11 protein-coding genes and 1 riboswitch are annotated in these 9,622 nt (G+C 71.1%); of the genes, 10 read left to right on the top strand and 1 reads right to left on the bottom strand.

What is annotated here, in order from left to right:
* The 6 genes from B8460_RS09525 to rutD form a co-directional block, all read left to right on the top strand.
* A partial coding sequence (locus B8460_RS09525) for a DUF2783 domain-containing protein (protein WP_241771162.1) occupies positions 1 to 250 on the top strand: 250 nt, incomplete at its 5' end.
* Positions 247 to 1,596, top strand: a complete 1,350-nt coding sequence (gene hmgA / locus B8460_RS09520; RefSeq protein WP_048861358.1) for a homogentisate 1,2-dioxygenase — start codon at positions 247 to 249, stop codon at positions 1,594 to 1,596. The genes B8460_RS09525 and hmgA, both read left to right, overlap by 4 nt.
* 80 nt (positions 1,597 to 1,676) lie before the next feature.
* Positions 1,677 to 2,762, top strand: a complete 1,086-nt coding sequence (gene rutA, locus B8460_RS09515) for a pyrimidine utilization protein A (RefSeq protein ID WP_048861357.1) — start codon at positions 1,677 to 1,679, stop codon at positions 2,760 to 2,762.
* Positions 2,762 to 3,502 (top strand): pyrimidine utilization protein B, encoded by a 741-nt coding sequence (gene rutB, locus B8460_RS09510; protein WP_048861356.1) that lies wholly within the window; start codon positions 2,762 to 2,764, stop codon positions 3,500 to 3,502. Before rutA ends, rutB begins: the two co-directional genes overlap by 1 nt.
* A gap of 14 nt (positions 3,503 to 3,516) precedes the next feature.
* Positions 3,517 to 3,909 (top strand): pyrimidine utilization protein C, encoded by a 393-nt coding sequence (gene rutC, locus B8460_RS09505; protein WP_048861355.1) that lies wholly within the window; start codon positions 3,517 to 3,519, stop codon positions 3,907 to 3,909.
* A gap of 28 nt (positions 3,910 to 3,937) precedes the next feature.
* Positions 3,938 to 4,711: a pyrimidine utilization protein D gene (gene rutD, locus B8460_RS09500; RefSeq protein WP_048861354.1), complete on the top strand. Its 774-nt coding sequence runs from the start codon at positions 3,938 to 3,940 to the stop codon at positions 4,709 to 4,711.
* Here rutD and crcB read toward each other — a convergent pair.
* Positions 4,708 to 5,133, bottom strand: coding sequence for a fluoride efflux transporter CrcB (gene crcB, locus B8460_RS09495; RefSeq protein WP_048861360.1), 426 nt, complete (start codon positions 5,131 to 5,133; stop codon positions 4,708 to 4,710). The genes rutD and crcB overlap by 4 nt on opposite strands.
* 112 nt (positions 5,134 to 5,245) lie before the next feature.
* A riboswitch (Fluoride riboswitch) is annotated at positions 5,246 to 5,307 on the bottom strand.
* Between the two features lie 85 nt (positions 5,308 to 5,392).
* On the opposite strand from crcB, the gene B8460_RS09490 reads away from it, so the two are divergent.
* The 4 genes from B8460_RS09490 to B8460_RS09475 all read left to right on the top strand — a co-directional run.
* On the top strand, positions 5,393 to 6,910 hold the full coding sequence (locus B8460_RS09490) for a helix-turn-helix transcriptional regulator (RefSeq protein WP_048861353.1): 1,518 nt from the start codon (positions 5,393 to 5,395) through the stop codon (positions 6,908 to 6,910).
* 152 nt (positions 6,911 to 7,062) lie between these two features.
* Complete coding sequence (locus tag B8460_RS09485) at positions 7,063 to 7,245, top strand: CsbD family protein (RefSeq protein ID WP_048861352.1); 183 nt, start codon at positions 7,063 to 7,065, stop codon at positions 7,243 to 7,245.
* 203 nt (positions 7,246 to 7,448) lie between these two features.
* Positions 7,449 to 8,351, top strand: a complete 903-nt coding sequence (locus B8460_RS09480) for a hypothetical protein (RefSeq protein ID WP_048861351.1) — start codon at positions 7,449 to 7,451, stop codon at positions 8,349 to 8,351.
* A 126-nt stretch (positions 8,352 to 8,477) separates the two neighbouring features.
* Positions 8,478 to 9,622 (top strand): glycosyltransferase family 4 protein (locus tag B8460_RS09475; protein WP_048861350.1); only part of this gene is annotated, 1,145 nt, incomplete at its 3' end.

Genomic DNA, 9,622 nt, shown 5'->3' with positions numbered 1-9,622 from the left:
CCCGGCGGCACGCCGCATGAGCGCGCCGCTGCCGCTGGACGACCGCTTCGCCGGCGCGGCGGACGACGTGTACGCGCTGCTGATCGGCGCGCACGAGGGGCTGAGCGACGCCGACAGCGCCGCCCTCAACACCCGCCTCGTGCTCATCCTCGCCAACGCCGTGGGCGACCTCGCCACGCTGCGCGAGGCCGTCGCCCTGGCCCGCCGCACGCTTCTCCCCACGCAATCGCCGCAGGAGACCGCACCATGAACGAGATCCGCCCGGCCCCGCGTCCCGACGCCGCGCCCGCGACCGCCCTCGCGCCCGGCTACATGTCCGGCTTCGGCAACGGGTTCGAGACGGAGGCGCTGCCCGGCGCCCTGCCGGTCGGCCGCAACTCGCCGCAGCGCTGCGCCTATGGGCTCTATGCGGAACAGCTCTCCGGCTCGCCCTTCACCGCCCCGCGCAGCAGCAACGAACGCAGCTGGCTTTACCGCATCCGCCCCACCGTCGCGCATTGGGGCGATTTCGCGCCGATCGACGCGCGCCTGTGGCGCACCGCCCCCGGGCACGACGCGCCGCCCGCCATCGCGCCGCTGCGCTGGGACCCGCTGCCGCTGCCCGACGCGCCGACCAGCTTCATTGAGGGCATGACCACCATCACCACCGCCGGCGACGCGGACGCGCGCAGCGGCATGGCCGCCCATGTCTACCTCGCCACGCGCTCGATGCAGGACGAATACTTCTACAACGCCGACGCCGAGATGCTGATCGTGCCGCAACTGGGCGCGCTGCGCATCGCGACCGAGTTCGGCGTCATCGACATCGCGCCGGGCGAGATCGCCGTCATCCCGCGCGGCGTGAAGCTGCGCGCGGAACTGCCCGCCGGCCCCGCCCGCGGCTATGTGTGCGAGAATTACGGCGGCGCGCTGACGCTGCCGGACCGCGGCCCGATCGGCGCCAACTGCCTCGCCAACCCGCGCGACTTCCTCACCCCGGTCGCGGCGTACGAGGACCAGGACGGACCGGCGCGGCTGATCGTCAAATGGGGCGGCCGGCTATGGGGCGCGGACATCGCGCACTCGCCGCTCGACGTGGTGGCGTGGCACGGCAACTACGCGCCGTACAAATACGACCTGCGCCGCTATTCGCCGGTCGGGCCGGTGCTGTTCGACCATGCCGATCCGTCGATCTTCACCGTCCTCACCGCGCCGTCGGAGACGCCGGGCACGGCGAATATCGACTTCGTCATCTTCCCCGAACGCTGGATGGTGGCCGAGGACACGTTCCGCCCGCCCTGGTATCACATGAACGTCATGAGCGAGTTCATGGGCCTGATCTACGGCCAGTACGACGCCAAGCCGCAGGGCTTCGTCCCCGGCGGCATGTCGCTGCACAACTGCATGCTGCCGCACGGCCCCGATACCGAAGCGTTCGAGGGCGCGAGCCGCGCCGAGCTCAAGCCGCACAAGCTGACCGGCACCCTCGCCTTCATGTTCGAGACGCGGCTGCCGCAGCACGTCACCGCCCATGCCGCGTCCCACCCGTCGCGCCAGCGCGACTACGGCCTGTATGGACAGCGGCTGCAACGGCACTTTGACCCGACCCGCCCCTGACCGCCGGTTTCGGCACGCCCCCTGGCCATGGCACGCCGTTTGCTGCTTTCTTGGCGTCACAGGCAGCGCGGACGGCAGCAATGAAGGTCGGCGTCTTCATCCCCATCGGCAACAACGGCTGGCTCATCTCGGAGAACGCGCCGCAGTACATGCCGAGCTTCGAGCTCAACCGCGAAATCGTGACCCGCGCCGAGCGGCACGGCCTCGACTTCGCCCTGTCGATGATCAAGCTGCGCGGCTTCGGCGGCAAGACGCAGTTCTGGGATTACAACCTGGAGTCGTTCACCCTGATGGCGGGCCTCGCGGCCGTCACCTCGCGGATCAAACTGTTCGCGACCTCCGCCACGCTGACCATGCCACCCGCGATCGCCGCCCGCATGGCCTCCACGATCGACAGCATCTCCGGCGGGCGGTTCGGCATGAACATCATCACCGGCTGGCAGAAGCCGGAATACAGCCAGATGGGGCTGTGGCCGGGCGACGAGTATTTCGCCCGCCGCTATGACTACGTCGCCGAATACGTGCAGGTGATGCGCGAACTCTGGACGACCGGCCGGTCGGACTTCAAGGGCGACTTCTTCACCATGGACGACTGCCGCCTCAGCCCCCGCCCGCAGGCGGAGATCAAGATCATCTGCGCCGGCCAGAGCGACGCCGGCATGGCCTTCACCGCGCAATACGCCGACTATAATTTCTGCCTCGGCAAGGGCGTCAACACGCCCACCGCCTTCGCCCCCGTCACCGCGAAGCTGCGCGCGGCGACGGCGCGCACCGGCCGCGACGTGACCGCCTATGCCCTCTTCATGATCATCGCCGACGAAACCGACGAGGCCGCGATGGCCAAATGGGAGTCCTACCGCGCCGGCGTCGATACCGAGGCCGTAGCCTGGCTGATGCAGCAGGCCGCCGCCGACACCCGCTCCGGCCCGGACACCAACGTGCGCCAGCTCGCCGATCCGGCCTCGGCCGTCAACATCAACATGGGCACGCTGGTCGGCTCCTATGCCACCGTCGCCCGCCTGCTCGACGAGGTGGCGACCGTGGACGGGGCCGAGGGCGTGCTGCTCACCTTCGACGATTTCGTGGCCGGCGTGGACAATTTCGGCCGCCGCATCCAGCCCCTGATGCACTCGCGCCGCCACGTCCAGCAAGCGGCGGCCGCGTGATGGGCGCCGCCGCCGGCTATGCCCCCGACGATGCGACAGGGGACTGGATCACCCTGCCCGCGCGTCCCGAACCGCTGCGCGTCAAGCCGTCGGAGACGGCGGTCATCGTCGTCGACATGCAAAACGCCTATGCCACGCGCGGCGGCTATGTCGACATCGCCGGATTCGACATCTCCGGCGCCGCCGCCGCGATCGACAAGAGCGTCGCCGTCGTCCGCGCCGCCCGCGCCGCGGGTATCACCGTCATCTTCTTCCAGAACGGCTGGGACCCCGCCTATGTGGAGGCCGGCACGCCCGGCTCGCCCAACTGGCACAAGTCGAATGCCCTCAAGACGATGCGCGCCCGCCCCGAACTCGCCGGGACGCTGCTCGCCAAAGGCACCTGGGACTACGCGCTGGTCGATGCGCTGACGCCCGAGCCCGGCGACATCGTCATCCCGAAGACGCGCTACAGCGGGTTCTTCAACACCAACATCGACAGCGTGCTGCGCTCGCGCGGCATACGCACGCTGGTCTTCGTCGGCGTCGCGACCAATGTCTGCGTCGAATCCTCGCTGCGCGACGCCTTCCACCTCGAATACTTCGGCGTGGTGCTGGAGGACGCGACCTGCCATCTCGGCCCCGACTTCATGCAGCAGGCATCGCTCTACAACATCGAGAAATTCTTCGGCTGGGTCTCCACCACCGCCGATTTCTGCGGCACCGTCACGCAATCCGCGCCCGCCGACACAACACGCTGAACAAGGAGACGACCGTGCCGAAGACGATCATCACGCCGCCCGGCACCACCACGCCGATCGCGCCCTTCTCCCCCGGCACCATGGCGGACGGCGTCGTCTATGTCTCCGGCACCCTGCCCTTCGACGCCAGCAACAACGTGGTCCACGTGGGCGACGCCGCCGCGCAGACGCGGCATGTGCTGGAGACGATCAAAAGCGTGATCGAAACCGCCGGCGGCAGCATGGATGACGTCACGTTCAACATGATCTTCATCACCGACTGGGCCAACTACGCCGCCGTCAACGCCGTCTATGCGACGTATTTTCCCGGCGCCAAGCCCGCGCGCTACTGCATCCAGTGCGGCCTCGTGAAACCCGACGCGCTGGTGGAGATCGCCAGCATCGCCCATATCGGCAAGCCCGCCTGACCCCGGGCCGTCTGATCCGCGCGCCCCAATGCGCTACGACCTGATCGACACGGCCGGGCCGGACGCGCCCTGCGTCGTCCTGTCGTCCGGCCTCGGCGGCGCCGCCGCATTCTGGCGGCCGCAGCTCGCGGCGCTCACGCCGGACCGGCGCGTGCTCGCCTACGACCATCGCGGGACCGGCCGCAACCCGGCCGATCTCGGCGGCGGCACCTCCATCGCGGCAATGGCCGAGGACGTGCGCGCGATCATGGACGCGGCCGGCGTGGCGACCGCCGATTTCGTCGGCCACGCGCTCGGCGGCCTGATCGGTCTTGAACTCGCGCGCACGCATCCCGCGCGGATCCGCCGCCTCGTCGTCGTCAACGGCTGGGCAAGCCCCGATCCGGCGACGCGCCGCTGCTTCGACGCGCGCCGCGCGCTGCTGGACCATGTCGGCATCGACGCCTATGTTCGGGCACAGGCGATCTTCCTCTATCCCGCCGACTACATCTCCGCCCACGCCGCGCGGCTGGCGGAGGAGGAGGCGCACGCCATCGCGCATTTCCCGCCCGTCGCCACCATGCGCGCGCGCATCGACGCCTTGCTGCGCTTCGACATCGCCGCCGACCTGCCGCGCATCACCGCGCCCACCCTGCTCGCCTGCGCGCGCGACGACGTGCTGGTGCCCTGGACCTGCTCACGCGCCCTGGCCGAGGGGTTGCCGAACGCGACGCTCGACATGGTCGGGCACGGCGGCCACGCTTTCACCGTCACGCAGGCGGATGCCTTCAACCGGCGCCTGCGCGCCTTTCTCGACGGTTAGGCCTCTTCCTCGATCGCCGCCTGGGCGACCTGTCGCGCATGGCCGTTCAGCGACGCCGCCAGCGTGTGACCGACCGCCACCGCCGCGAGACACAGCGCCACCGACGCCACGACATTGATCCCCGCCCGCATCGTCGCGCCGTTGCGCAGCAGATCGAGCGTCTGCAGGCTGAACGAGGAAAACGTCGTGAAGCCGCCGCAGATGCCCACCATCACGAACAGCCGTGCCGCCTCCGGCACCGCAAAGCGGCCGGTGGACAGCGTGAGCGTGCCGAAGAACCCGATGATGAACGAGCCGACGATATTGATCCCGATCGTCCCGACCGGCAGGGTGCGGCTCCACGGCAGCGCCCACAGCGCGATCCAGTACCGCGCCGTGCTCCCGATCGCGCCGCCCAGCGCCACCCACAGGGTCTCCTGCATCCGTCCCTCCTTGCACCCGCCGACCGAACAGCCATGCCGGCCGCCGTCCGCATCCGCCCGATGGACCGGCAACATGCAAGAAGCGGCGCGGCCCGACGGGCGGCGTTCGAACAAAAGCGCAGGAGTCATCAGCCCGGACGGGCGGTTTCGGGGGACCCCATCCCCATCGCGGCAACCGTCGCCCCCCCGCCCGCGTCTGTCAACGATCCCGCTTGCGGCGTGATAGCCTCGGGCAGCACCGGCCAGGAACCATGATCCCGTGAGCAGCCCCGCCCCGCGCCCGCGCGCCGACCGGACGCAGCTCCAGCAGATCATCGCGGGGCTGACGGAGGGCGTGATCCTGATCGACCCCGATCAGACGATCGCGTGGGCCAACGCGGCGGCGCTGGCGATGCACGGCGTCGACACGCTGGCCGAGCTTGGCGCCGACGTGGACGAGTACCGCGCGCGCTTCGAACTGCGCTACCGCAACCGCCATCGCGTGCTGCCGGGCGCCTATCCGATGGACCGCGTGCTGGCCGGCGAGACGTTCACCGAGGTCACGGTGGAGGTCGGACGCCCCGGCGAGGAGGCACGCTGGACGCACCGGTTGCGCAGCCTCGTGCTCAACGGCCCGGACGGCATCCCCGAATGCCTGGTCCTCGTCGTCAACGATGCGACCGAGCGCTACAACGCCGAGGAGCGGTTCGAGCGGACGTTCAACGCCAACCCCGCCCCCGCCATCATCTGCCGCCTCGCGGATCTGCGCTACGTGAAGGTCAACGAGGGCTTCCAGGAGATGACGGGATACACCCGCGACGGGCTGATCGGCCGCTCCGTCTATGAGATCGACGTACTGGAGGGCGCGGAATCGCGCGACCTCGCGATCGAGCGCCTCGGCGAGGGGCGCACCATCCCGCAGATGGAGGCGCTGCTCACGCTGCCGGCAGGCGGGACGAAGGCGGTCATCGTCGCCGGCCAGCCGATCGAGATGGGCGACGAGCCCTGCATGCTGTTCACCTTCATGGATCTCGAACCGCGCAAGCGCGCCGAACACGCGCTGCGGCAAAGCGAGGAGCGGTTCGCCAAATCCTTCCGCCTGATGCCGCTGCCCTGTTTCCTGTGCACGCGCGACGCCTTCCGCATCCTCGACATCAACGACGCCTTCACCGCGATCCTGGGCCTGGCGACGGAGGAGACGGTGGGCCGGGCGCTCGCCGATCTGCCGCTGTTCGCCGACACCGCCGCGCGCCGCCGGTTCGAGGCGGAAATCGCCGGCGCCGGCATGCTGCGCGGCGCCGAGCTGCCGGCACGCACCGCCGACGGCGGCGTGCTCGACTGTCTCGTATCGGCCGAAACCTTGACGATCGGCGATCAGGACTGCGTGCTCGTCGTGCTGCAGGACATCACCGAACGCAAGCGCAGCGAGGGCGAGCTGATCGCGGCGATCGAGGCGGTGATGCAGGATACGTCCTGGTTCAGCCGCACCGTCATCGAAAAGCTCGCCAACCTGCGCGCCCCGCCGGGCCGCAACCGCGCCCCCGCCGAACTCGCGGACCTCACGGCGCGCGAGCGCGAAGTGCTGGGCCTGATCTGCGCGGGGCTGCCGGATGCCGACATCGCCACCCGCCTCGGCATCTCGCGCAACACGGTGCGCAACCAGGTGGCCGCGATCTATCACAAGCTCGACATTCACAAGCGCGGCGCCCTCATCGTCTGGGCGCGCGAACGCGGCATACAGGGGCCTGGTCCGGCGTCCCCCGCACGCGACGGCAGTCCCGACAAGCGTCGCAGCTGAACCGCCACGAAGGATGGGCACGAGGTACGGGCGCACTATGCGTCGTAGTGCGTCCGTCTCTTTGGCAACTCCCGCTTCGCTCCGATGTTGGAGGGCGACGGCGCGGCAATGGCCGCACCGCCCGCGTATCAAACCGCACAGGAGTTGATGGCATGGACAAGGATCGCATCGAGGGCGCCGGCAAGCAGGTGAAGGGCTCGATCAAGGAGGCCGTCGGCAAGGTGACCGGTGACACCAAGACCGAGGCCGAGGGCAAGGCCGAGAAGACCGAGGGCAAGGTGCAGAACAGCATCGGCGGCGCCAAGGACAGCGTCCGCGACGCCCTCAACAAGTAGTCCCTGAAGCAGCGGGCCTAGCCGACCCCTGGCCTGGGCGTGGCCGCGATCGGGCCACGCCCGCCGGGGCCCCACCGGGGGCCCCGCCGGGGCCACGGTGACATAGCCTCCGCCCCGGGGCGCGCGGGGCACGGCCGCGGCCGCCTTCCCCGCGGCCTCCCCGCGCCTCCCGCCGCCAACACCACAACAGGAACGAAACCGCCATGTCAGCCTCGCTTCAGGCTCCCGGGACGGTCGCGCTCGCCGATTCGGCCGCGCGTCCGCGCGTGTCGTGGCCGGCGATCTTCGCCGGCGTCGTGCTCGCCGTCGCGGTGGAAGCCGCCCTCGGCATGCTCGGTGCCGGCATCGGCCTCGGCCTCGCGGCGCCCGCGCAGAATCCGGATGCCGCGACCCTCGGCACCGGGGGCGCCATCTGGGCGCTCGCCAGCACCGTCATCGCCCTTCTCGCCGGCAGCTACGCCGCGGCACGCCTCGCCGGCATCCCGACCCGTTTCGACGGCGTGCTGCACGGCCTCGTGATCTGGGCCGTCACCCTGCTCTTCACCGCCTGGCTGCTGACCAGCGCGATCGGCGGCGTCGTGGGCGGGGCGTTCTCGCTGCTCGGCCACACCCTGTCCTCGGCCGGCGCGACCGCCGGCAGCGCCGTGAGCGCCGTCCTGCCGCATGACGCCGCGAGCGCGCTCCCGAATGCGCACGCGCTTGAACAGCAGGCCGACCGCCTGCTCGCCGCGCCGACGCCGCAGGACCCCGCCGCGATGAGCCATGCCGACGCCGTCAAGGCGATCGGCGAGGCCCTGCCCGACCTGATGGCCGGCGGTGACCGCGCGCAGGCCGCGCGCCAGCGCATCACCGCGGTGATCGCGGCACAGGCGCATATCAGCCAGCAGGAGGCGCAGGCCCGCCTGAACGCCGCCGAGCAGAAGCTGACGGCGATGAAGGATCAGGCCGCCGCCACCGCCCGCCACGCCGCCGACCGGGTGGCGAGCACCGCGTCGCAGGCCTCGTTCCTCGCCTTCGCCGGCCTGCTGATCGGCGCTCTGGCCGCGGCTCTCGGCGGTGCCATGGCCCGGCCCCGCGTAGTCGCCGCCCGCACCTGGGTGAGCTGACACCGTCCGTACCGCGCGGCGGGGGCGCACGCGTCCCCGCCGCCGCCTCTTGATCCTGCCCCCGCTCTTGATCCCGCTCCCAAATGATGCCCCAAACGTCTCCCGCCGGGACGGCGGACGAAGGGGGTGCGGCGGGCGATGCTGTCGATCCTGATGACCAATCTCTGCCTCGCGCTGCGCAGCGGCACGGAGGTGATGACGCGGGAACTCGCCGTCGTGCTGCGCGAGCGCGGCCACCGCGTCGCGATCTACACGCCGACCCCCGGCCCGCTCGCGCAGGAGGTCATGGCCCTGGGCGTGCCGGTCAGCGACCGTATCGACCGCATCGGCTTCACGCCCGACGTGATCCACGGCCACCACAACACCGCCCTCGCCCCGGCACTGGTGCGTTTCCCCGACACACCAGCCGTCTTTGTCTGCCACGACACCTCCGCCCCCTATGACCGCGCGATCGTGCTGGACCGGGTGCGCGGCTATGTCGGCGTCGATCAGGCCTGCTGCGAACGCCTGCTGGCGGACGGCGCGCCGTTCGAGCGCATCAGCCTGATCCCCAACGGCGTCGATCTGCGCCGCTTCCGCAGGCGGCCGGCATGGGCCGCGACGCCGCGCCGCGCGCTGGCGGTGACCAAGACGAACGCCCCCTATCTCGACGCCCTGCGCGCCGCCTGCGACGCCGCCGGCATCGCGCTCGACGTGGTCGGGCCGGCCGTGGGGCGCACCGTCCACGACCTGCCGCGGCTGATGCTGGAGGCCGACATCGTGTTTGCCACCGCACGCAGCGCGATGGAGGCGGCGGCGACCGGGGCGGCCGTGGTGATCTGCGACGAATACGGGTTCCACGGCCTGCTGCGCCTGTCGGACACGCGCGGCTGGCCGGACACGCCGCTCGGTCGGCGCACCTTGCGCGAGGTGCCGACCGCCCCCGCCATCGCCGAGGCGCTCGCCGCCTATGACGCCGCCGAGGCGGAAGCCGTGAGCGCGATCGTGCGCGCGCATCTGTCGCTCGACCTCTGCGCCGACGCGTTCGAGCGTCTGTACGAGGAGGCGATCGCCGCGCCGCCCGCCTCCGCCGCCGCCGCCGATCACGCGGCGCTGGCGCAGGTGATCGCGGACGCGATCCCGGGCTTCGGCGACCCACCCGCCCTCGACGCCCTGGCCGCCGCGCAACGGCGGCGCGCCGACGACGCCGCGCACTGGTTCGCCCTCAACGCCCCCACCCTCGCCCGCGCGCCGGCCGAGGTCGCCTTCAGTCGAAACGGCGCCGGGCGCCT

Source organism: Acidisphaera rubrifaciens HS-AP3, assembly GCF_000964365.1.
Classification (GTDB): domain Bacteria; phylum Pseudomonadota; class Alphaproteobacteria; order Acetobacterales; family Acetobacteraceae; genus Acidisphaera; species Acidisphaera rubrifaciens.
The sequence above is the reverse complement of the archived record's forward strand: the minus strand, read 5'-3'. Positions and strand labels throughout refer to the sequence as shown.

Bases quoted from the DNA above. Each gene is read 5' to 3' on its own strand.
- B8460_RS09485 (WP_048861352.1), top strand. From the start codon at position 7,063: ATGGACAAGGATCGCATCGAGGGCGCCGGCAAGCAGGTGAAGGGCTCG.
- rutB (WP_048861356.1), top strand. From the start codon at position 2,762: ATGGGCGCCGCCGCCGGCTATGCCCCCGACGATGCGACAGGGGACTGG.
- rutD (WP_048861354.1), top strand. From the start codon at position 3,938: ATGCGCTACGACCTGATCGACACGGCCGGGCCGGACGCGCCCTGCGTC.
- crcB (WP_048861360.1), bottom strand. From the start codon at position 5,133: ATGCAGGAGACCCTGTGGGTGGCGCTGGGCGGCGCGATCGGGAGCACG.
- hmgA (WP_048861358.1), top strand. From the start codon at position 247: ATGAACGAGATCCGCCCGGCCCCGCGTCCCGACGCCGCGCCCGCGACC.
- rutA (WP_048861357.1), top strand. From the start codon at position 1,677: ATGAAGGTCGGCGTCTTCATCCCCATCGGCAACAACGGCTGGCTCATC.
- B8460_RS09480 (WP_048861351.1), top strand. From the start codon at position 7,449: ATGTCAGCCTCGCTTCAGGCTCCCGGGACGGTCGCGCTCGCCGATTCG.